Annotated in this window: 19 protein-coding genes and 2 pseudogenes; 3 read left to right on the top strand and 18 right to left on the bottom strand. The window is 46.5% G+C overall.

Annotated features, from left to right (window positions below):
* Nucleotides 1-5: 5 nt before the first annotated feature.
* The 5 genes from E6W40_RS10895 to E6W40_RS10875 form a co-directional block, all read right to left on the bottom strand.
* Nucleotides 6-899: a carbohydrate ABC transporter permease gene (locus tag E6W40_RS10895; protein ID WP_136605490.1), complete on the bottom strand. Its 894-nt coding sequence runs from the start codon at nucleotides 897-899 to the stop codon at nucleotides 6-8.
* A 97-nt stretch (nucleotides 900-996) separates the two neighbouring features.
* On the bottom strand, nucleotides 997-2,394 hold the full coding sequence (locus tag E6W40_RS10890; protein ID WP_136605489.1) for an ABC transporter substrate-binding protein: 1,398 nt from the start codon (nucleotides 2,392-2,394) through the stop codon (nucleotides 997-999).
* A gap of 229 nt (nucleotides 2,395-2,623) precedes the next feature.
* Nucleotides 2,624-3,547, bottom strand: a complete 924-nt coding sequence (locus E6W40_RS10885) for an ArsR/SmtB family transcription factor (RefSeq protein ID WP_136605488.1) — start codon at nucleotides 3,545-3,547, stop codon at nucleotides 2,624-2,626.
* Between the two features lie 329 nt (nucleotides 3,548-3,876).
* The gene (locus E6W40_RS10880; protein ID WP_136605487.1) at nucleotides 3,877-4,506 is read right to left on the bottom strand and encodes a TVP38/TMEM64 family protein; all 630 of its coding nucleotides are present in this window, start codon (nucleotides 4,504-4,506) and stop codon (nucleotides 3,877-3,879) included.
* 85 nt (nucleotides 4,507-4,591) lie between these two features.
* On the bottom strand, nucleotides 4,592-5,461 hold the full coding sequence (locus E6W40_RS10875; RefSeq protein WP_136605486.1) for a LysR family transcriptional regulator: 870 nt from the start codon (nucleotides 5,459-5,461) through the stop codon (nucleotides 4,592-4,594).
* Between the two features lie 120 nt (nucleotides 5,462-5,581).
* Between E6W40_RS10875 and E6W40_RS10870 the strand changes: the two genes are divergently transcribed.
* Nucleotides 5,582-7,198, top strand: a complete 1,617-nt coding sequence (locus E6W40_RS10870; RefSeq protein ID WP_136605485.1) for a carboxylesterase/lipase family protein — start codon at nucleotides 5,582-5,584, stop codon at nucleotides 7,196-7,198.
* A 31-nt stretch (nucleotides 7,199-7,229) separates the two neighbouring features.
* Nucleotides 7,230-8,021: a sulfite exporter TauE/SafE family protein gene (locus E6W40_RS10865; RefSeq protein WP_136605484.1), complete on the top strand. Its 792-nt coding sequence runs from the start codon at nucleotides 7,230-7,232 to the stop codon at nucleotides 8,019-8,021.
* Between the two features lie 128 nt (nucleotides 8,022-8,149).
* On the opposite strand, the gene E6W40_RS10860 is transcribed toward E6W40_RS10865, so the two are convergent.
* The 9 genes from E6W40_RS10860 to E6W40_RS10820 all read right to left on the bottom strand — a co-directional run bounded on the left by E6W40_RS10860 (nucleotide 8,150) and on the right by E6W40_RS10820 (nucleotide 20,083).
* Entirely contained in the window at nucleotides 8,150-9,697 is a 1,548-nt protein-coding gene (locus tag E6W40_RS10860) for a serine hydrolase domain-containing protein (RefSeq protein WP_168928883.1), read from the bottom strand.
* Nucleotides 9,698-9,779: 82 nt separating this feature from the next.
* Entirely contained in the window at nucleotides 9,780-10,355 is a 576-nt protein-coding gene (locus E6W40_RS10855; RefSeq protein ID WP_136605482.1) for a TetR/AcrR family transcriptional regulator, read from the bottom strand.
* A gap of 206 nt (nucleotides 10,356-10,561) precedes the next feature.
* Complete coding sequence (locus E6W40_RS10850; protein WP_168928882.1) at nucleotides 10,562-12,151, bottom strand: MFS transporter; 1,590 nt, start codon at nucleotides 12,149-12,151, stop codon at nucleotides 10,562-10,564.
* A gap of 125 nt (nucleotides 12,152-12,276) precedes the next feature.
* Nucleotides 12,277-12,660: a nuclear transport factor 2 family protein gene (locus tag E6W40_RS10845; protein ID WP_136605480.1), complete on the bottom strand. Its 384-nt coding sequence runs from the start codon at nucleotides 12,658-12,660 to the stop codon at nucleotides 12,277-12,279.
* Nucleotides 12,661-12,736: 76 nt separating this feature from the next.
* On the bottom strand, nucleotides 12,737-14,455 hold the full coding sequence (locus tag E6W40_RS10840; RefSeq protein ID WP_136605479.1) for an ABC transporter ATP-binding protein: 1,719 nt from the start codon (nucleotides 14,453-14,455) through the stop codon (nucleotides 12,737-12,739).
* Nucleotides 14,424-16,256 (bottom strand): ABC transporter ATP-binding protein, encoded by a 1,833-nt coding sequence (locus tag E6W40_RS10835; protein WP_136605478.1) that lies wholly within the window; start codon nucleotides 16,254-16,256, stop codon nucleotides 14,424-14,426. The genes E6W40_RS10840 and E6W40_RS10835 overlap by 32 nt, the downstream gene beginning before the upstream one ends.
* A gap of 109 nt (nucleotides 16,257-16,365) precedes the next feature.
* On the bottom strand, nucleotides 16,366-17,859 hold the full coding sequence (locus E6W40_RS10830) for a carboxylesterase/lipase family protein (protein ID WP_136605477.1): 1,494 nt from the start codon (nucleotides 17,857-17,859) through the stop codon (nucleotides 16,366-16,368).
* Nucleotides 17,860-18,054: 195 nt separating this feature from the next.
* Nucleotides 18,055-19,407, bottom strand: coding sequence for a sensor histidine kinase (locus E6W40_RS10825; RefSeq protein ID WP_136605476.1), 1,353 nt, complete (start codon nucleotides 19,405-19,407; stop codon nucleotides 18,055-18,057).
* Nucleotides 19,400-20,083, bottom strand: coding sequence for a response regulator transcription factor (locus E6W40_RS10820; protein ID WP_136605475.1), 684 nt, complete (start codon nucleotides 20,081-20,083; stop codon nucleotides 19,400-19,402). Before E6W40_RS10820 ends, E6W40_RS10825 begins: the two co-directional genes overlap by 8 nt.
* Before the next feature lie 334 nt (nucleotides 20,084-20,417).
* Between E6W40_RS10820 and E6W40_RS10815 the strand changes: the two are divergent.
* Nucleotides 20,418-20,510: pseudogene (locus E6W40_RS10815) on the top strand (LysR family transcriptional regulator); the annotation flags it as partial.
* A gap of 208 nt (nucleotides 20,511-20,718) precedes the next feature.
* Here the strand turns inward: E6W40_RS10815 and E6W40_RS10810 are convergent.
* The 4 genes and pseudogenes from E6W40_RS10810 to E6W40_RS10790 all read right to left on the bottom strand — a co-directional run bounded on the left by E6W40_RS10810 (nucleotide 20,719) and on the right by E6W40_RS10790 (nucleotide 23,922).
* Nucleotides 20,719-21,189 (bottom strand): DinB family protein, encoded by a 471-nt coding sequence (locus E6W40_RS10810; RefSeq protein WP_136605474.1) that lies wholly within the window; start codon nucleotides 21,187-21,189, stop codon nucleotides 20,719-20,721.
* Nucleotides 21,190-21,232: 43 nt separating this feature from the next.
* Nucleotides 21,233-21,636: pseudogene (locus tag E6W40_RS10805) on the bottom strand (Rrf2 family transcriptional regulator).
* A 322-nt stretch (nucleotides 21,637-21,958) separates the two neighbouring features.
* On the bottom strand, nucleotides 21,959-23,011 hold the full coding sequence (locus tag E6W40_RS10795) for a Gfo/Idh/MocA family protein (RefSeq protein ID WP_136605473.1): 1,053 nt from the start codon (nucleotides 23,009-23,011) through the stop codon (nucleotides 21,959-21,961).
* Between the two features lie 23 nt (nucleotides 23,012-23,034).
* Nucleotides 23,035-23,922, bottom strand: a complete 888-nt coding sequence (locus E6W40_RS10790) for a sugar phosphate isomerase/epimerase family protein (protein ID WP_136605472.1) — start codon at nucleotides 23,920-23,922, stop codon at nucleotides 23,035-23,037.
* Nucleotides 23,923-24,029 lie beyond the last annotated feature (107 nt).

Genomic DNA, 24,029 nt, shown 5'->3' with positions numbered 1-24,029 from the left:
TGAGCTTAATCCTGGTAGACCCAGCGCTTGGAGATGCGGAACTGGAAAAGGGTCAGGATAAAAATCAGAATCCCCAGAACCCATGCCACTGCACTCGCGTATCCCATATTGAAATACTTGAAGGCCTCCTGGAAGATGTAATATACAATCGTTGCCCCGCTGTATTCCGGTCCGCCGTCGGCCGCCAGAATGTACATTTGGCTGAAAGACTGGAAAGTCCCAATAACCCCCATGACAACCACATAAAAATGAATGGGCGACAACAAAGGAAGGGTAATATGCTTGAATTGGTGCCAGCGTGAAGCTCCATCCACCTGAGCCGCTTCATAATAACTGGATGGGATGCCTTGCAGGCCGGCCAGATAGAGCACCATGTTTCCGCCTACACCGCCCCAAAGCCCCATGATGATAAATGACGGCTTAACCCAGTTTGAATCACCAAGCCAATTAGGCCCTTGAATCCCAAAAATGTTCCAAATAAATTCATTGATAATTCCGTAGTCGAAATTCAGTAGCCATTGCCAAAGTAATGAAACGGCAATGATCGGCGAAATGACAGGAATATAGTAAATGGTACGGAAAATCGAAATCCCTTTTAAAGAACGGTTCATCAGGATGGCCAGCATCATTGAAATCATCATGCCAATCGGAACCCCAAGAAGCAGGAAAACCGTGTTGAAAAGTGATTTGTAAAACTTCTCATCCGCAAACATGTACTGGAAATTTTCCGTACCTGTAAATTTGGCGGGTGTGAACATATCCCATGACATGAAGCTTAATCCGAACGAAGTGATCAGTGGCGTTAAGCTAAAGATCAGGAAGCCTAGTATTGGCGGGGCAATAAATAGCAGAGACCAAATAATTTCTTTACGCCGATATCCCGGGGTTTTGTTTTTCATTCACATTTCCCTCCCTATACCGCAAACAGAAAAAGCGAAAACGTCTCAAACCGAGGTCTCGTCGTTTTCGCTCCTCCGTCACAGCATTAGCTATCCTTTACTTGTTGTTCTCGTCGTATAGCTTTTGCAGCTTAGGCTGCTCTTCTTTTACAAACTCCGCTGCAGTTTTTTTACCGTTCCATACCTGACTTGCATCCTGCGAGAACGTGTCAAGCCATTTGGTATTCTTGGAGGATACTTCAATCGGTGGACGACCATAATCTTCAATAATATCGATGAATACCTGACGCGTTTTTGGTGCCTTATCCACTTCCATGAATTCACCCTTCGCCATATCGATCAAGTTCGGTACAGCCTGCCCCAGAACATAGTTTTCTTTCTGGGAATCCTTGTCGAGACTCAGGTAAGAGGCGAGCGCGAATGAATCTTCCGGATATTCGGTATTTTTCGATACCACAAATCCAAGGGAGCCTAGCCAGGTAGCTGTTTTTCCTGTGTTAGGGCTTGCCGGCCATGCCGCGATATCCCATTGGAACGGCAAATCCCAGAAACCTGGTTGGTCCCACGGCCCCATCGGGAACATAGCCACTTTGCCGGCAACGAAGCGGGTATAACCATTCTGAGCCTTCTCATCATCCGGTGAAGGGCTGACTTTGTTGACCAGGCTCAAATCTGCCACGAACTGCATCGCTTCAGCAAACTCAGGCGTATCAATCGTGATTTTACCTGAGGCAGGATCCACCCAGTCCCCGCCATTTGCCCAAACTGCTGATTCAAGCGAATAGGCGGCAACGCCAAAGGTATCGATTTTTCCGCGTTCATTGGTAGTAGTAATTTTTTTGGCATCGGCAATCATTTGATCCCAAGTATATTCGCCAGCTTTTGCGCTTGGGTATGGGAGGCCGGCCTTGTCAAACAAATCCTTATTGTAAGCAAAAGCCCACGGACCCACATCTTTCGGTAATCCATATAAATCTCCCTTGCCCACAGTAGTGCCATCATAACGATAACGGTCCAACCCTTGTTTCCAAACGTTATTCGTATCCACCATCTCGCTGGAGCTAAGTTGAGATTCCAGATTCAGCAGCACACCGCTGGAGACAAGCTTGTTAAAGTGAGCCCCGCCGGCATAAAATACGTCCGGAGTCTTCTTGGCTGCAATCAAGGTATCAAGCTTCTGGTAATATTCCGCAGGAGGAACAACGGTATATTTTACCTTCTTGTTCGGATATTTCTTCATATAGGATGCAATCAGTTTCTCAAAAACGGCTTTCTCAGAATCTCCGCCCCATCCCATAAATTCAATTACGGATTTTGCATCTTTGTCAGGAGTTGCATTTGTTGCTTCTGTTTGAGTGTCTGTTTTAGTGTCTGTTTTGGAATCTGCCGTGTTGCTTTCGTTACTGTTGTTGCCGGAGTTACAACCAGAGAGAACCAACATGAAGCTGAGCACCATCGTTAACGAAAGACTAACCCATTTTCCTTTTCTAAACATAATCCCTCTTCCCCCTTTGATAAAATCGTAATAAACAAAATAACTGGAGAACATGCTGTACATAAAAAAGCATATAAAGCAATTAATTCATTTATTTCGTTTATAAACAAGATATTATGTATATATTAGGTAAATGTCAACGCTTTCTTACAATAATATTGTATGATAAAGCAAAAAAAATCCAGATATCCTTGTTGTTACAAGGCATCTGGAGCTTATGGGCATAGCTTTAGTTATACTCCATTCTCATAATAATTCCCTGCGCATAATCGCCGAAACCTCTGCCGAACAGGTTTATACCGCCTTGATGCTTGGCATCCGGCTTAATTCCGATCCTGAGCGTAATGTACGGCTTTTCTCCTAACCGGAGATCATGGAGTGAATGATCGGAGCATTTCTCTTTATCGATCATACTCTTCGTCAAGTCAATCGACCAACTCTTCAGCAAACCATGTTGGGTGCTGTTGTCATACCACCATGACGGGTTTAGCTTGCCTCGATGGTCGCCAAAATCCCCCGGCGATATCCACGAGCCAACCTCAACCTCATTCACCCAAACTGTAATTTCCGAAGGCCAGTCATTATTATAGTTCGGAGCTTCCGAGCAAAGTTCCAGGGAGAACTCAAGAGTATAAATCTGAGCTCCCGCAGGCAGCTTTTTAGGGAAGCGATATTCAATCCACCCCTTCCGAAACCAGATTATTTCAGCCGTCCTGCTCTCCGGGAGGTAGAAATTTACAGGATCATCCTCTTGAAATACCATGCATGAAGCATTTGCCATACCACAAGTCGGTACAATGTCAAAGTTGTTGAAGTGTCCGATCGGCATTTCAATCTCTACGATCTTGCTTGTATTTGGATCATAAGCACTAGGATTCAAAATTAGACGAACATCGTCAAAATTCCGGCTGCATACTTTCATAGCCCCTCTAGTTGCTGGTTGAAGTTCCGTTACAATCAATTCGGCCTCTTCCAATACTTTGACATTGTTGGCGGCAGTGGATACGGGGATATCCAGCTTCTCGGCAATTTCAAGAATATTGAGGTTGGGCTTGTTCAACAGCAATTTGATGATATTGACCCTTGTATGCGTGCTGAGTGCATGCGCTACCTTTACCAATCGTTCGGAATCATTTATGGAAACTTCAAGCAAAGGAATGTCACCTTCCCATGATTTGATTTATTTACAATATTATAAACACTTTCTTGTGTATTTGTACAGAATTATTGTATTAAAACAATCAAAACACAGAAAACTTGTAGGTTGAGAGAAAAAATATAGAATAAACCCCTGGCCGAACGGCCAGGGGACGCAATTTTCATTGTTCTATTACTTATAATCTGACTCCAAGCTCTCTCTACACACTATTCCATGGTGTCCGCGTGTCTAGGGGCAACAGCCGCCGCGGACGTAAGAAAAACGTCTATCGACGTACATTCCCAGAAGACAGACCGCGTTTAGCAGTAGTTTTTCTTGCGATATCAGGAAGCTGACTCCGTGAAGTTTGTACTTTCTGATATCTTAAAATAGGCCTGCAGCCTCCGATTCAACCATAGAGAAGCCGCAATGAACAACGCCACTCCGATAAACTTGACGGGCTGGTCGATAAAATCAGACAGATGCGTTCCAATATAGGAAACGCAGAAAACCATGACTCCTTTGCCTAGTGCTACGGCTGTCGCAAAGGAAACTGTAGGCATTCGCGTTAATCCCGCGGCCATGTTAATGACGACGAACGGTCCGATCGGGAGCATGCTTAGGAGAAAGACGAAGCTAAACCCGTTCCTCTGCGCCCACACCATGGCCTTCTGTACCTTGGGCTTAGCCGCCCAGCGCCGAATAAAGGGTGTATCCGACGCTTTGCGAATCAGCCAGAACGTAAGCAAACTGCCCGTAAAGAGGCCGATCCACGAATATAGAAAACCCAGCCACAACCCATAGATGGCGGCATTGGCGCCGACGATCACGATGGTAGGCAGTGGCGGAACGAAAGATTTCAGAAAAGTTAGCAGTATGCCGGGCAGCGGCCCCAGCGAGCGGAAGCGCTCCAAAAGGAGTTCGATGTTCTGCTCAGTAACATACTCTATGATGCTGATTTCAGCGGCAAGCATTGGCTGTGATTCCCCCTATAGCTTCAAGTGATTTCATTATACTACAGGTAGTTTTTTTGGATCTATATTAATAATTCCGCCTGTTTTATAACTGCTTGAAATACACTTGAACAAATTCCTTGAATTTTTTTGCGACCTGCGTCATGTAACGATTGGTGTACCATGTGATCTCAATGGTTCTGGAACTTACCGGTTCTTCGATGGGTATGAGAACGCTGGAAGATCCCTGAGAACCGCCCCACGTCATCGATGGAATAAAGGAAACTCCCAGCCCCGAGTGGACAAGGCTGCGGACCATGGATGGCTCGTCGCATTCGTAAATGATTCGCGGTGTAAAACCAGCCGCAAAGCAGAGAGAATCCGTCATTTCCCGGAGCTGTTTGCCCCGCTTTAAGCTAATAAATCCGTCTTCCGCAAGTTCGGATAGTTGAATGCTCTTACGATGAGCGAGCCTATGGTCACTCGGAACCGCAAGCATGATCTCTTCCGTTATTAATGCAATCGACTCGTTTCCCGGCATTCGGAACGGAGATGAAGAAAGGCATAGATCATAAGCGGGAGTTTCGCGGAGATTCTGATCATGCTGCAGCAGCTTGAATTCGGCTTCCGGGTACAGCTTCCGAAATGAAGTAATCATGTCTGGAAGCAAATAAGAACCTACTTGGATGTAAATTACGACAGTTCCTGATGGTCTTTTGGCCATGTCGTGAAGCTCTGTTTTTCCGTCATCCAATGTTTGAAGCGCCAAGTCTACCTTAGCAAGAAACCGCCTCCCATATTCATTCAACCGAATGTACTTCCCCGTGCGGTCGAACAATCTCACGTTTAATTCTTTTTCGAGATTTCCTATCATTTTGCTTAAGGCGGGTTGAGAAACTTGCAGTGACTCGGCAGCTCTGGTCATATTCTCTAGACGTGCAACCATTTGAAAGTAACGGAGTGAGAGCAGCTCCATTGCGATCCCCTCCATATATAACTCTATGGTTATTAATTATATGTATAATTATATATTTTTCATTATTATGACAGAACTTTATAATGAAAGAAAGCATGGAAGAAAGCGTGGGTGTATGGGATGAACACGAGACAAAATAGGGATGAAACGATAAAAGTTTCTAGCGGGTGGCTTAAGGGTATACGTCTGGCAGAGATAAACGTTATCGCTTGGTTAGGAGTTCCTTATGCTTCCCCTCCGGTGGATCAACTTCGATGGAAAGCGCCGCGTGAAGTTGAACCATGGACTGGCATTTTGCCTGTACGCGATTTCAAAAACGGCTGCATCCAGATGACTCAAGGGTTACCGTTTGGCAGCGAGGATTGCTTGTATCTGAATATTTGGCGGCCCGAACATGCGGAATCGGATCTGCCTGTTTTCGTCTTCCTGCATGGAGGAGGGAACGTAAATGGTTCAGGACGGGATTTTCAAGGCGGACAATTGGCTTATGAAACGAACAGTATCGTCATCACAGTGAATTACCGCTTAGGTTGCATGGGATTTTTCCGACATCCTGCTCTGCGAACCGGTGACCCTTTGGACGATTCGGGTAACTACGGTCTTCTCGATATTATCCATGCACTGAAGTGGGTGCAGACGAATATCATTGCCTTTGGCGGTGATCCGAAAAATGTGACGTTGGCTGGCCAGTCTGCTGGCGCAAGAAATGCATTAGCCGCATATCGTTCTCCTCTTAGCGAAGGGCTTTTTCATAAGCTTTATGCGATGAGCGGAGGCTTAACGACGGTTACATCCGATCAAGGCGAAGCAAAGGCAAACGAAATCCTGGCCTCCTTACTAATGAAATCCGGGGTAACGAATAATTTCGAAGAATCTCTCGGATGGATATCAACGCACTCTTCCGCCTCGATCTCTGATTACCTCAGGGGTCAACAGGCTGCTCACTTTGCTGAGATCATCGGAGATACAGGTTTACGAATGGATGCATTTCCCCATTTATTCGAAGATGGTACGGTCATTCCCAAGGAAGGCTTTGAAGAGCATAAGGATCGACATCCGTCTTGTATACCGGTCATCCTAGGGAGTACGGCTAGCGAATTTTCTGGATTTGCACTGGCGGATCCCCGTTTCTTTCACCTACAGCAAGGACCATTATCCGAGGACGAGGAGCAAAAGAAGCTGTATGAGTTTGCCGTTCAGTATGGAAACGAACTGTATGCGGCATTTAATGTGGAGCTAGTCGCTGAGAAATTAATAAATTGGATCCCGGAACTGCCGATTTACGCTTACCGCTTCGGATGGGGATTGCAGGACGGTGTTATCGATCCCGTCATCCGTTTTCTGATAGGAGCTCCTCATGGAGCGGATATCCCCTTCTATACCGGGGACTTCTCCAATGTCTTGCACAACCATCCTGTGGGAGTCATTTCCGAGCATAACGGTCCCGGGCGTAAAATGCTCTCTTCCCTCATGCGCAGTTATTTACGGCGTTTCTTAAACACGGGTGATCCTAATGGAGAAGAACTGCCTGTTTGGCAGCGCTGGACCCCAGGATCCTGTACTAACGATATCCTCTATCTGGATGCGAATGAGAAGCAGGACATGGTTCAAAGCATCCCGCAACTTATAACTAACCATATCAAGTCTAGGCTGGACGAAGATGACCGGTTAACAGATGAACAGCGCAGTTGGCTTAAGATGCATCTATTCGCCGGCCGCTTCTTCTGGAAGGATTAACTGAATTCGGCTATAAGAAGGGAAGTTTAACGTGCTCACTTACTTATTATTATTTTGCATCGGACTTGCGGCTGGCATCTCCGGATCATTGGTCGGGCTTGGCGGCGGTTTTATCGTCGTGCCTGCCCTCGCCTTTTTGTTTCCTGATATGCCATCGGCACAAATTGCGGGTACATCCATGGCGATGCTTCTTTTTAATTCCATTTCAAGCACGTATGTGTATGCCAAGCAGAAGAGAATCGATTATCAGGCAGCAATCCGGTTTGCGGCCGCTTCGATTCCCGGTTCGGTCATCGGAGCCTTCTTTGCGGAGTATTTGGAAGGGAAGCTCTTTTTCATTAGTTTCGGCATTTTTTTGATTTTTGTGGCCTTACTGCTCCTATTTAAGCCCAATAAACCGATCGCTTGGCCTTTTAAACCAACGGTGAACCGGAGCTTCATCGATAATAACGGGGAACGTTTCGAATATGCCTATCACATGCCTACCGGCATTATCATTAGTTTTTTCGTCGGTTTTACGGCAAGCCTCTTTGGGATCGGGGGCGGCAGTCTCATGATTCCGACAATGACGCTGCTGCTCTTCTTCTCTCCCCATATTGCGGTTGCAACTTCTATGCTCCAAATTTTCCTATCCTCTGTCGTGAGCACATCGGTTCATGCTCTCTTACATAATATTGATTGGTTTAAGGTGTTAGCCCTCGCACCAGGTGCTATCATCGGCGGTCAAATCGGCGCACGGCTTGCCAAACGTCTCCCTGCCGGCCTGCTCCTGGAAATACTCGCGTTATTACTGATTGTGGTTTCGATCCGGTTGATAATTTAATCTTTATTTGCAAATTCTCTGCCTCATAGCGATGCGTATCGCCCTTATACCTAAAGCCTTTGGATTTTAAAATCTCAATTGCCTTTATGGTTAGTAAGCAGACTTCTCCCCTGTTTTCTCACTTATTCTCAATATTTCAACTTGGATGTTTTTTCATTTCGTATTGACCGAACCAACCGAATCATTTCGACGCTTCCCTTCAGTGCCATAAGAACAGTCATGATCTTCAGCCAAATAATTACGTCCGGCTGATAGATTGTTGCAATATGCCATACCGGCACAATTTGAGTCATACTCAACAACAGTACAATGAACAGACCTACAAAATGCAGAACAATTTTTGATATCCATTGAATCGATATTTCAGAATGGCCGGAATTGTTAAGATTGAACGGTCCAAAGCAGCGCTTTACAGTTCGAACGGTTGTGTATAATAGCCATGCACTGAGTATGAATATCAATCCATTTACAAGGAGGTATTTCTGCGAAATGCTTAGGAAGGATCCACCTGTCGGTTGTTCATTCAGTATGTTTATGACCCCGGAAGCGATGTGGGTAGTCGTAATGATGTGCGATTTGAATAAAGTGGAATCGATCGCGTCAAGTACATTAGCGAACACGACAACTCCAAGTTGTTGTTCCGGAACGATATAAGCTTGGGCTTGAAATCCGATTGAACCGCCTGGCTGACCGATAACAGATAAATCGTTAATACGACCCGTCATCCAACCCATGGCATACGTTCCAGGAACAGGCTCGGTCTGCATAAGTCGAATGCCATCTGAAGAGAGCACAGTTTGATCTTCGTATCGCCCATTGTTCATTTGGGCAAGCAAATAATGACTCATATCCTCCGCACTGGTATAGAGATAGCCCGCCGGTGCATCCCCAGCAATATAAACATAAGGGCCATTGTAGGGGATGTTATATCCGAATATCCGGCGATAGGGCGTAGCCAGTCCGTGGGCGGCTGCTTCATCCAGCGTCGCATAGCTGTCATGCATAGACAGTGGGCTGAAGATATGCTCCTTCACATAGTCATTGTAGGACTGGCCGGATACTAGTTGGACGATATAGCCTAGCAATACATAATTCGCGTTCGAATACCTGTAGGGTTGTTCGGTTTGCGTGGTTTGCATTAAGAACCTATCCGCATAAGACAAGGCGTTATTTTCCAGAGCATCTTGATTTTGATCGATAGCAGTTGAGAGCGTGTTACTAAAAGTTGAGATTTGGGTGAACCCGCTGGTTTGATTGAGCAACTGACGAACAGTAATGGACTCAGCTCCTTTATACTTGGTGGGGAGATAGCGTTGTATAGGCGCATCCAAGTCGATTCTTCCTGCTTCGGCAAGTTGCAGAACGGCCATTGCAGTAATCGACTTGCCGATCGAACCTATTCCGAAAGGTGTTTGAGCTGTTACAGGACGGCCCGATGGATCGGCCTGGCCATATCCTTTAAGGTAAAGTATGCGATTCCCCTGTATAACCCCGAGAGACAATCCCGGAAGATGCTGCCGTTTCATTTCACGGGCAATATACGCATCTAATTCGGAGAAGACAGAAGCTCCAGTTCGCACTACTTGCATGTTATCATCACTACGCGCTGAGCTGAATAAGGGGAAAATGAACAGACTACACACCATCATTGCTATCATACTTATTCTCGTTCTCATATTCATTCCATCCCTTCTTATGAATGAATATTTTTATATTCATTCATCTGAGATTAAAAAAAAAGCGCTTTACTTGAATCATTTATGATGATTTGTTAGTAAGCCCTTGCATAATGAATTCTGCCAAGTACTGAATGATTTGGGGGAAATGTTGAATGCCAATTTCATCTTTATGCATATCAATGTAGACCAATGAATCAAAGAAAGCGGGTAAAAGGTCTTCGTCGATATCTTCTCTGATCTTCCCTTGAGCTTTCCAGTTTTTAAATAAATTCATGTAAAAATCCCGAAAGGAATCTATGCTTTTGCTGCCTTCTTTTATATAATATTGTTCCAATTTCTTATAGAAATTCTGACTATACCATTCTTTCAAAATGGGGTTTGTAGGAATAGCCTCGACATTCCCCATAATCAGTTGATTAATTACTTTTACCGGATCCTGATCCAAATCAATCGATTCGATGAGCTTTTTCTTGAGATTCTCATTCTCTTGAATGTAAATTTCCATAAAGAGCTGCTCTTTAGATGCATAATAGTTATAGAAAGTTCCAACACCGATGCCAGCTAATTGTGCTATTTCTTTAATATTCGTTTTCTTGAACCCCTTTGTGCTGAACGCTGCCTTTCCGTAATTAAAAATATCTGATTTTATATCCATATACCCTCAACCTTCGAATGAATATTTTTTTATTCATTCATATTAAATCACAAAGCTTACGACACAGTCAAACTCATACCTGAATAATTTCTTCGATATCCATCTATATTGCAAACCTGCGATCTTCTATTTTAATCAACCGACCTCCATTTTCTTCCTGATATAGAAGTTCAAGTCGCCGGCTTATTTCAATCAAGCTCTGTAGTCTAATACCTCAAATCCTTCCTGCGAATCAGAACAAGACAAAGTACGGTGCCGATTCCCAGAATCACAGAGGCGATCTTGATAATATCAATCGTTCCATCCACGAAGGCTGTACGAGCAATCTCGCGGTAGGTTTCAAACAGCGGATCTTGCTGGAATATTGCTGTATATTCCATACCCGCCAGACCATTGCTGCCTGCAATCGGGCCTGCCGACTCGATCGCTTGAATTACTTGCGCCTTCGCCGATTCGGTAAGCTGGTCGTCATGCAATGTCTTGATTTTGTCCGTAACAAGAGAGGTAAAGCGGCTGGACAGTATTGCCCCATAGAGGGCAATTCCGAATGCACTGCCCATCTGTCGAGCCACATTGCTCATGCCGGATGCCATACCCGCTCGTTGCACCGGTACCGTCCCAATTGCCAGGTTAGAGATAGGTGGGTTGATCAATCCGCTGCCAATTCCGGCAATAATAAATCCTGGCAATAGAACAATCCATTTGGCAGGATCGTGATTATACGATAGGAAAGACATGGAATAAACCCCGATCGAGAGCAACAGCATAGAAACTACGACGAGTCGTTTGGGACTTATTTTCCCCATCAACGAACCGGACAATGGACCGAATAGCAGAGCCAATGCAGTAAACGTGATGAGCTTGATGCCTGTCTCCAGCGCATCCATACCGAGAAAGCCTTGCAAGTAAATGCTGAGATTGAATAAAAGAGCATACATCCCTGCGTTCAGACAAAAGGCGGCAATCGCGGAACCCGTAAAGCTGGGAATCTTGAATAAGCGAGGATCTAACATCGGGTGCTTTAATCGCAGTTCGCCTACGATGAATACGACGAGAGCAAGAATAGAAATTCCAAGCAGCCACCACACCTCTGGAGAGGTCCAGTCGTTGCCTTCCTGGTTGACCTGAATCAATCCATAGATGAGACAGAACATGAAGGTGGTGAATGTGATGAATCCGAACAGATTGATACGGCGGGCTGCAGACTCGTCCTTGGACTGCCTGATGGCCCATAACGATAGAATAATCGCCACGATGCCGACTGGAATATTCACATAGAAAATGGATTCCCAGCCGATATGTTTGACCAGAATACCGCCAAATACCGGGCCAATTCCCGTAGCCAATCCGCTAACGCCGCCCCATATCCCGATTGCGATTCCGCGCTGTTTCCCACTGAACGTTGCCGAAATTATTGCCAGCGATAAAGGCGACATTGCTGAAGCACCTAGCCCTTGAATGCCTCTTGACAAATTCAGCGTCGTAATATTACTAGACAATCCACATAACAGCGATCCGATTGTAAATACAGCTATTCCGAACATAAATAATGTCTTCCGCCCGAATATATCACCTAACCGGCTCGTTGTAACCAGAGTCACGGCAAATACTAAGGTATAGGCGTTGAGTACCCATTCCAACCCAGAGAAATCCGTTTGGAGATCGCTTTGTATAGCTGGCAAAGCAACATTCACAATCGTAACGTCCAGTAAAGCCATGAATAATCCGAGACATACCGCGACGAGTGCCCACCATTTTTTCTCCGCGGCCTTCTCCGCCGGATTGATTACCGACATAGCCATTCCTCCTCATCTCCACTTTAAATTAAAAAGCAAGAGGGCCGCAACAGGGTACCCATCAACGCCCTGTTGCTGCCTTCCCACCTTCGTTCGATGGATTACTCAATATCACACCTTAATTATCAACTGTAATCTTCAATCAGTGATATTTTCCCCTCTTCAATTCTAAATACTGACTTCCCTTTCAGCTGCATCTGATCTCCTGTTTTTAATCCGTTCGGTAAATCAACGGCCAGTATCCCTTCGTAATCAATAATCACTTCTATTTTGTCGTTAATAGCATTGCAGTCGATAATTGTCTGGCGACGACTAGAGAAAATCTGAGTCGACTTTTCCGCGAGCTCTCTAAACTCTTGGGTACCCTGGGTCTCCATATTAACTTCACCATTCGAAATATTTCTGAACAGGATATCCTTGTGTAAGAGTCTAATCATCCCCGGAACATCAAACGAATTATAGGCCTCAACATAGTTATCAATGAGTTCTTTGCTCTCTGAATAAATCAAAGTAATAATCACTCCTTAAAAAATAAAGATTCTCAAATCTCTAAATTCGATTAAAACGAATATCTATCCTCTATTTTTATTCCATCTCATGCTGCCGTCTCCACAACTGGGCATACAGTTCATTGGAAGAGAGCAATTCGTCATGGCGGCCTTGCTCCACGACCCTTCCATGATCCAGTACGACAATCCGATCGGCATGCTGTACGGTCTTGAGCCGGTGAGCGACAACGATGACGGTGCGTCCTCGTACAAGCCGATCGATCGCTTTCTGAATTTCCGCCTCGTTCTCCGGATCGAGAGAAGCCGTTGCTTCATCGAGCAGAATGATCGGCGCATTTTTCAGCATCGCCCTGGCAATGGAAATACGCTGTTTTTCACCGCCCGACAGTGTGCTTCCGCCTTCGCCTACCATCGTATCGTAACCGTTTGGCAGTTTCATGATAAAATCATGACAGCAAGCATGGCGTGCCGCTAGCTCGATTTCCTCGCGCGTTGCTCCCTTTCGTCCGAACCGGATATTGCCTGCAATTGTATCTTGAAAGAGATATACATCCTGGAATACCATCGATACATTGTGGAACAATGCTTCCGGGTCCATAAAACGAATATCCTCCCCGCCCATTGTCAACCTACCCTTATTCGGGTCGTAAAAACGGGCAATGAGCCGAAGGACGGTACTTTTTCCGCTGCCCGAAGGGCCGACCAATGCGGTGAAGGAACCTGCCGGCAAGCTTATGCTTACATCTCGTAGGATCGGTTGATCCAGATAACTAAACGTAACCTGCTTTAACTCGATATCGTGATTTGCCGGAGACTGCCGATCTCCTTGCATGATCGGCTCCCGCATAAGCTGCACGATGCGTTCGCCCGCCTGATCTAAATAACGAAACTCTGCATAACCGGCGAGTGCGGTCGTTAGCGGATCGAAAATTCGGGTTCCGAAGATCAGGAACGCTACGAAAGTGATAACATCCAGTCTTCCGCCGAGCAGCAGATGTACACCAGCAATGACCATCAGGGTAAGACCGGTACGAATAAAGGCAATCGCGCTCAGCATAATCGGCCCCAACACCCCTTCGAGGCGGATGCTTTGCCGCATCAATTCCCTGAAAGACCTTTCAAGCCGGATAAAACGTTCTCCGGTCAAGTTATAAGCTTTGATCACCTGGATACCGTTTAAGTATTCTTGCAACCGATTGGAGGCTTGGATCTTGGCCCGCATATGTTGCGAGCCGAATTTGCGTTGGATACCGGTCGTCAAAAACACCAGCAGGATGGCCACAGGCAGCGCCGCGAACAGGGAAAGCGTCAGGCGCCAGTCGAGGAAAGACAGGCCAATCAAGGCCAGAACCGGCATGAGAGCGGCCCCGATCATCTGTGGAACCACATGGGAGATGCCATGTTCCAGCATCGCGAAATCGCCCACCATCATATTGGCGAGTTCGCCCGGATCACGCTTGTTCAGATAGCCGAGTGACAACTTGCGCAAATGCTCGGCAAGCCGTGACCGTCCATCCGACGCCGCGCTGTATGCATCCCGATATTGTGCACGATAGGCGGGAATTTCGCAAAAGAACATGATGAGAAGCGAAACCGCCAGAGCTCCGCATAACCACCAAAGTTGTGCCATGTCGACCGGCACATCGGGATGGACAAACGGGTTGAAAATTAATCTGACTGCTTCCATCAAAAGCATCAAAGGTATCACGATCACCAAATTGGCAATGGTCGTGTAAAAAACAGGTTTGACCAGCGAGCGCGGATTATCCGCCGTTATGTTGCGCAGCATGCTCATGTTTAGTGTCCTCCTCCCCTTTGCCCATATGCCACCCTGCCGCATGGCGATAGGAACGCCACATACGTTCGTACATGCCGCTAGCCGAGATGAGAGCTTCATGCCTTCTACGCTCGACAATTCTCCCGTTTTCCATCACCAGAATTTGCTCTGCATCCTGAATGGTGGACAAGCGATGAGCGATGATGATGACCGTCTTGTTTTTCATCAACGCTTTTAATGCTAGCTGTATCTCATGTTCGTTCTCCGGATCGGCAAACGCCGTCGCTTCATCGAGCACAAGGATGGGGGCGTTTTTCAGGACTGCTCTAGCCACGGATATCCGCTGTTCCTCCCCACCGGACAAATGGACGCCTCCTTCCCCAATCCGTGTGTCAAACCCTTCCGGAAGGTTTTCGATGAATGTATGACACTGTGCCGCTTTCGCCGCAGCATACACTTCTTCCGGCGGCGCGTCCGGCCGCCCGATCGCGATATTGTTGTACAGGGTATCGTAAAACAAAAACGATTCCTGAAACACGAATGCAACGGTATTCATCAGATCAGGGTTCGCGATTTCGCGGATATCCACATCGCCGATACGAATTGCTCCCCTGTTCACATCCCAGAAACGAGGTACCAGATTAGCAATGGTTGATTTGCCTGCCCCTGACGGACCGACGAGCGCCGTCACTTCCCCTTGGCGGGCGGTAAAGGAAATATCACTAAGCGCATCGGTATCTGTAAACTCCGTTCCATATGAAAAAGAGACATGGTCAAATGAAACATCGTATGTAGTCGGCAGCCTCGGCCGCTCAGGTTCCGGTACATGCTCCTCTGCTAATATGCGGTCGATACGCTGAACGCCCTCGTTAATATCCCTGATCGTTTCAGCCAGGAACATAATTTTAAACATCGGGGTGGATATGCCCGGCGCCATGACCAGGAAAAATAACAGAACGGAGGCGAAGGCGACGCTGCCCGGATCGCGGCTTAATATAAACACGCCGACAGGCAGAACAAATGCGGCAATCGAGCCAAGCATCACCTTAAAAATCAAAGATCCGAGTTGAAACTGATCTGTTAATTTCACACCATAGTCACGATAGCGGATCATGTCCTGGTAAAATTGACGAAACGATTGCACGGTTTGCCCAAACACCTTGACGGCCGGCATCCCCCTCACATACTGGACGGCAGAAGCATTCATCCGTTCTAGTGAATCATGGCAGAGCTTGAGGTTTTCTGTCGTCTTCGGTCCGCTGACCAGCGCGATCTGAACCGCAAAAGCGACGACAATCGGCAGGATGCACGCAAGCGCCAGCCAAACATTAAGCGTAAACATCACGGCGATCATCAGGACTGTAGTCGCAGCAACATGAACGAGATCGGGTAACTGATGGGCAATGAACGTTTCAACTTTCTCCACGTTTTGTTCCAACGTTTTCTTGACGGCCCCCGTCGAGTTACCGTTCAGCCAGCCAAGCGGCAGCTTGCCGATATGCTCGGAAAGCTTGACTCTGAGACCGTAAAGAATGCGAAAAGCGGCGATATGAGAAACCATTCCACCCGCATACATCGTGACCAAGCCGACCGCCAGACCGATTAAAGCAATAACACCAAAACGGATCATTTTCGCTCCGTCTGCCAAAGCCGGCGACGCCGCATGTTCCAATAATTCTTTCAAAATGAAATAGACAGAAGCGTAAGGAACCAGCATACAAACGGCGCTAAGCGAAGATAGTAGGCTGGAGACGATCATCAGTCCGCGCTTCTCTCCGGCAATTTCCAGAAGTCGGGTCACCCCTGTTTTATTTGTCATTGTTCTCCCTCCCTTTCAACTGTTCTATTGAGTAAGATGGATGAAATCCTATGGTGAAAATGAACATGTCACTCGATTCACTTCATCGAGTGACATGCTGGACACATCTCTAACGTGGAAGGAAGCGATTGACTTCGGCCAAGTCACCTACAGCACCTATAATGGAAGCATATCGCATGGTTTGCCTTTGATCCGGCTCATAGGAGGCCCATGGGATGGAAACGCTTGGATTGCCGATTCGGATAAATTCAATCCATGCCCTGCGCATAGCAGTTGTTAAATCAGCCACAACCTCTGGATCAGCCCCATGCAATATCGGTACATCCTTGTACGAATCGAAATTTCCGAAAATAAACGGAAGTTCTATGCCATGGCAGGCTTTAAAAGGATTTCCGAGCGGTGCCCAGTCAAACTGATAAAGCCAAGTACGTGAGCCGGCTTCATGAGCTGCTTCTGCTAGCCTTAGAGTCGGGAGCAAGAATGTATAGTCAGTAATGAGATCAGATATCAGACCTATTGTTGTGCTGCCGGGTCGCCGCCCGCGGTATCGCTCGATTGTTTCTTCTTTCCCTGTCAAAGAAGCAAAACGCTCTTTCACCAAAGCAGGATCTAGCGCTTTCAGATTGCCCAAAAGGACATTGGCTTCCTCTCGATTGGTACCCATAATGAGATCAATACCTGCTTCACCGGCTCCTTTTGCGACCATCTCAATAAAATGATCCGGCGTGGAAAGAGAATCAAAAACAGGCATAAAAGGAAGATTAAGCTGTCCAAAACGTTCAATTTCCTGAGCTAATTTCCCAGTTGCTTGGATGATCTTGGTAGGTGGCACCGCCTTCAATTGAGCAGTGATTCCTTGTGGATCCTTCGGATTCACATTCAAGATATCCAACAGTCGTCTTCCATTTTCAAATGCTTTTGCTTCTGATAACGGAGCGAGACTTGTGGGCGGACTTTGTAAAATCGCTCTTTGAAAATGACCTCGCGCCTCTCTCCTGGCCAATAGGCACATTATGGCATGGGCTCCCGCGGATTGTCCCATGACCGTGACTTGATCAGGATCGCCGCCAAAATGCTCAATATGATCTTGAACCCATTTTAGAGCAGTGAGGATATCGGAAATTCCCATTGTTCCATCGCTAACCCCCGGATAATGCAAGAATCCAAAAGCGCCGAGCCGGTAATTGACGCCAACGGTAACGATCTTTCCATCCTTAGAAAGCTCCGCTCCATCGTACCAGTCCAGCGATCCGGCTCCGGTCATATAATGTCCGCCATGCAACCAAACGACAACAGGGTGTTTTTCCTGATCGATGGCAGGCGTGGAGATGGTGAGCGATAAACAATTTTCCCCTTGTGGCGGTTCTACAGAAGATTCTCCGATGGCTTGACGCAATGGCGAAGGAGGCTGTGGTGCAATAAAGCCATGATTACTTGCATCCCGAATTCCTGTCCAAGCAGATACAGGGCGTGGCGGAGAAAAGCGATATTCCCCCTCGGGTGCGTCGGCATATGGAACACCACGAAACTGAATGACATCATTCTTTCGAATCCCTTGAAGTGAACCAAGAGAGGTTTGTACGATACAAGATTCGTTTCTCATAGAAAACAACTCCTTTGACTAAAATGATATAGATGTTTTGATTATTCAGTATGTTCTCATGAAATGAAGTCTCCCTTCGCAACCGATACTACGCATCCTATATGAACGTAATGTGAACCGAATGGGATAAAATGTAAAAAGGCGAACGAATTGTTCACCTTTACTCTTGCTGGGTATTTGATTATTTGGATTGGATTACATAGCTGGCAGAAAGACGGTAACTGCCGTTCCTTTTCCTGTAGTGCTGTCTATCTCGACCCGTCCGCCGTGCAATTCGACAACACGCTTTACAATCGCGAGTCCAAGACCGCTCCCCCCCGCTGCACGGTTGTGCGATTTATCGGCCATATAAAAGCGTTCGAAGACGCGTATGCGGTCTTCTTCGGCAATGCCGATCCCCGTATCACGCAAGATGACTCCGATTTCATCATTTCCGGCCTGGAGCTCGATGAATATCTCACCGCCTTCGGGCGTAAATTTGATGCTGTTGCTGAATATATTTATCCACACCTGGCTCAGCAGGTCTTCGTCCGCCTGAATCGCTGTTTTTGGAAGCTTAAGATGAATATTTATTCGTTTGTCCGCCCATTGCGGCTCTGCGGCTACGACAATTCGGCGCAGTTGGCTGTCAAGCCGAACGATGGACGGATAAAAGGAACACTGGCTCGAGTCAATCGCAGCCAGTCGGAGCATATTCTCGCTGAGCCGGGATAATCGCATGCTTTCGTGACGGATAATGTCCAGACAGCGCCTTTGCTCAGCTTCATCCAGACCGGCATTTTGCAGAATGGAGATAAATCCCGAAATAGACGCAAGCGGTGTTTGAATTTCATGGGACACATTGGATACAAATTCCTGCCGCATCATTTCGATCTGACTCAGCTCGCGAGCCATTTGTTGAAATTGCTCCGACAAGATGCCCAGTTCATCTTTGCTCTTCGTCTGAAGATCGATGTCATAGTTTCCTTTGGCAATTTTTTTGGTTGCGGCAGTCAATGCTTTTAAGGGCTTCACCACTACGCTGGTAAAGAGGATGAACTTGGTGTTGGCGACTGCAATCGCAATCAAAATTACAACGCCCAAAATCATAAGTATCTGAGAAATATTAGATTCTTCCGGATGGATGATAAGTGCCAACTGTTCGTCCGCTGTTTGTAAAGGGAAACCCATGTGCAGGTTCGTAGGTAGGGGAAGAAAAGATGTACGCCTTACGATTTCGGCACCGTTCTGAATGCGGCGGACATCCTCGTCTGTAAAGCTGGGCTTACTTGCCTTGCCATAAGCATAGCGAAGCCCGTTCCGATCGTATACCCATAGGGATATCTTCTGCTTTTCGGACAACTGTTGTAAAAAAGGATCTTGTTCGCTTGGTTCTAATCGGGAAAAAACATCTGATATCAGCCAACTTCGTACCGCATACTCGTGTTGGATGGATTGCGTGATCTGATTTTTAAACAAATAAACGGTGATCGGAATGGCACTTCCGAGACCTATCGCTACGGCTACGAAAAATAGCAATACGATTTTTAAATATAAACTCTTAAACATTGCTTTCCGTCTCCAATCGGTATCCGATCCCACGAATCGTTACAATGCGGAAAAGATGGGAATAGTCGGCGAACCGATCCCGCAACCGCTTGATATGAACATCAACCGTCCGCTCGTCCCCATCATGGTCAAATCCCCATACCGCTTCGATTAACTGTTCTCGCATAAAGATTTGGCCGGGATAGCTTGCAAGTTGATATAACACCTCGAATTCCTTGAGCGGCAAACTCCAATTCACGTTACCATCCGAAACGGTTCCCCGAAGCCGATCCAACTTGAAGCTGCCCAACATCACGCTCTTATCGGCCGCGATTCGGTACCGGCGCAGCACAGCTTTGATTCGGATTACCAGCTCTTGCGGATCGAAAGGCTTGACGAGGTAATCATCGGCGCCTAAGCCGAATCCTTTCACTTTCTGACTCGTCTCGTGCTTGGCCGTAATCATGATAATCGGCAGTTCGGGACTCAAGAGCCGCAGTTCCCGGCACAAATCCCACCCATCCATGATTGGCATCATGACATCGAGCACGACCAGATCCGCAGGCGAGCGTTCCATTTCCATCAGAGCCTCTTCGCCGTTGCCCGCTCCTAGTACACGATATCCTTCGCATTTTAAAATAATCGAAACCATTTCCAACATATTCGCATCATCTTCTACTACAAGAACACTTGTCATTGTTTTTGCCTCCTTACTAAATCAGCCCAATCATAGCATTATAGCGGGGAATGCCATCGGACCGAGGGTAACGGTAACAAATAAGTTCCGTTTTACATTTTAGCTATTCGTTTTATTCACTTCCTTAAAATAAGGGAAGCTCCCCTTCGTCAGCTCATTTATTTCCTTCTGCAAACATATGTGAGGTGAATATAACATGGATTATAGTGGAAAAACGGAAACTTGCAACGTATATTCTTTTTAAGCAGACCTAAAATTAGCTTTAAAATGCCCTGGCCTTTTGAACAAGTGAGCCCCCGAATAGCGTCAGCATAAACCGCAATCCCATCCATCCGTGAAATTAATGGAATTCGGAACACTTGAAACCATCATTGCTTGCGTTAGTGCAGGATTGGGGATTACTTTGCTACCCTACTCCATCATAGCGGTGTGACCGAATCATCAACGTAAGCAGAGATGCCCATTCATCTATCTTTACAATACAAAAAGCCGCGCAGCTGCGCGGCTATAAAGCGTATATGTTCTTGTCGAGCATCCTACTTTCCGGAGATTATAGGCACTAATTGTCTTTAATTGTCGAAAAATGAAGTATTAAATATCTATAATTTTTCCCACACAAGACCTTGTTGAACTAATTAAGGTTTAACGAGGTTCATTTTCGGCGGGATATACCCGAGTTCCCTGCCCATTTTTACGATTTGACCCCTATGATGAAATTCATGGGTAATAGTGTGCGTAAAAAGCCATAATTCGGTTAACTCTGCGCTATCGCTCTGCCAGGAGGCTTGAATGGACGGATCCCATTTGTCTTTAAATTCATGCAGAAATTCATGGACCAGAGCATCAGTTTTCTTAAAAATTTCACGCATTTCCTGTACATTGGTAGCGGACTCCGGGCTTATTTTGGGAAGTGCCTTACCAAGGGCGCGGCTCCCTAACCATACTCTATAACAATCGGCAACATGAGCATGTAGACTGCGAATAGAAACTCCGCCCAAGGATTTCACATCTTTCACGTAATCTGTGGGGGACATCGATTCGCAATAACGAAATAACGATTCCCTTGTGCGTTTAATCAATTCATACTGGCTTTCGAGTACATCCATTTTCCAGATCTCCCTTTGAATTAGGGTTTTTTTCAATAAATGATCATAAGTCTATGTTCTGTTCCCGTACAAGATTGGACATTTTTTGATTTCTCAACTGTTCTTCCATCTTCACTTCTGCCGCTAACACGACCTTTTGAATCGGGCATCCTGGCCCATGTTCGAAACTGCAATCGAACAAGGAAGCGGAGCCTTCCATCGCATGAATAATATCGAGGAACGAGATATCTTTCCAATTTCGTTTGCGTCAATAGCCGCCATTTATCTCCGTCGTCGATTCAATCCTGCCCGCCTTCACCAGCCTGGTGAGAATTTCAGACAAATAGGTCGGAGACACGTTATGCCGCTCCGCCAACTGCAGCACACCTATTGGTTTCTGGGCAGTCGCCCAGTAGGAAAGAGCATTGTATGGAGGATATAATCAGCAGCCTTTGAGTTTTTATTCATGATCACCTCGTTCACATACTTAATATATCTATAATATCCAGATAGTTGTTGATCTTTATTTTAACACATTGTTCCGCATAACCCAACGTTGAACATGATCTTCAAAAGCAGGTTAACGTGAAGCGAATCATACAGTTCCACCTGCATTCGCTCGTCTCAGCGGAAGTGGTTTATTCCCCGCCCAGTGCTTTACACATGAAATTGAACTTGACCTTCGTAGGAACATCCGTATCGCCGTCATACCACTTATGAACCGCGGTATGCGGAACAACACAAAACAAAAAAGCCGCTAAATTAGCGACTTTTAATGAGGTGATTGTTATTAAATCGGTAATTCCGCATTCATTATATCAGCAATAAGCACTTTGCTGCCCGTCTTAGCGCTTTCCAGCGAAGCGAGGACCATTGCCATGCTGTATATATTGTCGCTGCAGTCGGTTTCGGGTTTGCGATTCTCAGCCAGTGATGCAAACATTTCATCCAAGCAGCCCTGATGAAATGTATGAAGCATTTCTACAGGCTTGCCCGGAATATGATCAACATGACGGATAAATTGGCTCTCCTGATTATTAGCCGCGACGACCTCCGCATAAGGCTCTCCCAGTCCATCCCAAATTGCTGTCCCGCGTTCACCGGTCACACGCCAGGATGCCTCCCAGGAAGTGGGGGCACCTTCGGCGCACCAAGAACCCCGGTAATTAAACACAGAACCATCCGACATTTCAAATATGCAAATCGCCATGGCATTTCCGGAATACCACGATCCGGGTGGATTAAACTCGTGGCAGTAGACCGAAACGGGATTCGCATTTATAATAAACCGCGCCTGATCGAAGGTATGAATAGCCATATCCAGCAGCAGAGGGCTTTGCATAGCATCCCGAAAGCCTCCAAAATGAGCGCCTATAAAAAAGTCTGCACTTATGAAGCCGGGTTGTCCTATGGTCCCATCAGCAATCAGATTGCGGTAAGCGCGGATACGCGGATCATAACGACGATTTTGCATCACAGCATGTGTCTTCCGCTTTTGCTCCGAATGACGAATAATATCTTTACAGTCCTGAATCGATTCTGCCAGAGGTTTTTCGGCAAAAACATGACACCCTAATTCAAGCGCGGTTGTACTGACCTTGTGATGACTCGACGGTATGGTCACATCAAAAACCAAGTTAGCTTTGGTTGCCATCACTGCCTGCTCTATGTCTGTGAATACCGGACATGAAAGACCCTTTCGTTCCGCCATGGCTGCAGCAAACTCTTCCTTAATGTCGACCAATCCAACAATTTCCGTATTTTCCCTGGTCATGGCGTAATCAATCCATGTATTCGCCATGCCGCCACAGCCAGCCACAACGATCCGGTGCTCTACAGCCATTATCTTCAGCTCCCTCTGCCGCTTCAGACCGGATTCGGGACAAAGTCACCGCCCCGGCAGCGTTTTAAATAATTCAATGCATGAACCTGTCCCATCATTTCAAGTTCACCCCTGTATACCGGATCATGCCATCCTTCAATATCAATCGTTCCCTGATACCCATGCTGCCTGAGAATGCTAATAATATCAGTCCAATTGGTGTCGCCAAAGCCAGGCGTCCGGTGCCACACAAATGGCTGCTTTCCGTGAATCCCATGTTCTTTTACGATATCCCAGGCAATTGTGGCGTCCTTACCATGTACATGAAACACCTTAGATACCCATTTACGCAGCTGCGGGATCGGGTCGATTAAGCTTACCATCTGGTGACAGGGCTCCCATTCGAGACCGATGTTATCCTCAGGAACGGCATTAAACATCAGATCCCAGGCTGCCGGATTATGCGCAATATTCCAATCCCCCGTCTCCCATGTACCTCCCATATCACAATTTTCAAAAGCAATTCGGATTCCCTTGTCTGCCGCACGCTTCGCCAATTCACCGAAGATCTCTTTAAATCTGTGGATCGATTCGTCGATCGGGCGGCCCGGCAGCCTCCCGGTGAAACCGGATACAAGATTCGTCCCGAACAGGTGGGCATGATCGATAAGGCGCTCCCATGTTGCAAGGGTATCGGCATTGTCCCCTTCGCCTGTCAGGGGGTTGCCGAACACACTGATTGCGGATATTACAAAATCATGCTCGTCTGCAAGCTCACGCACTTTTCGGGATAATTCTCCCAAGTCTGTATTGCCTGAAGATTGCCAGAACGTGAGATTAAATGATTCAAAACCATGCTTTACGATCTGCGGAATGACCTTTACAGCATCATTTCCACCCACCAATGTCCCAATGCGTAATATGTTATCCAATCTTGTTTATCACTCCTATATTGGCTTATAGTATTCGTAACACCATCATTATAACGGGCATTTTTCACGTTTTCTCTACTCGATCTTGTGCAATACTAGTCTGATTT

The sequence above is a fragment of the Paenibacillus dokdonensis genome (assembly GCF_004916975.1).
Taxonomy (GTDB): Bacteria; Bacillota; Bacilli; order Paenibacillales; family Paenibacillaceae; genus Paenibacillus_AQ; species Paenibacillus_AQ dokdonensis.
Note: the sequence above shows the minus strand (reverse complement) of the source record. Positions and strands in the feature narration are given on the sequence as shown.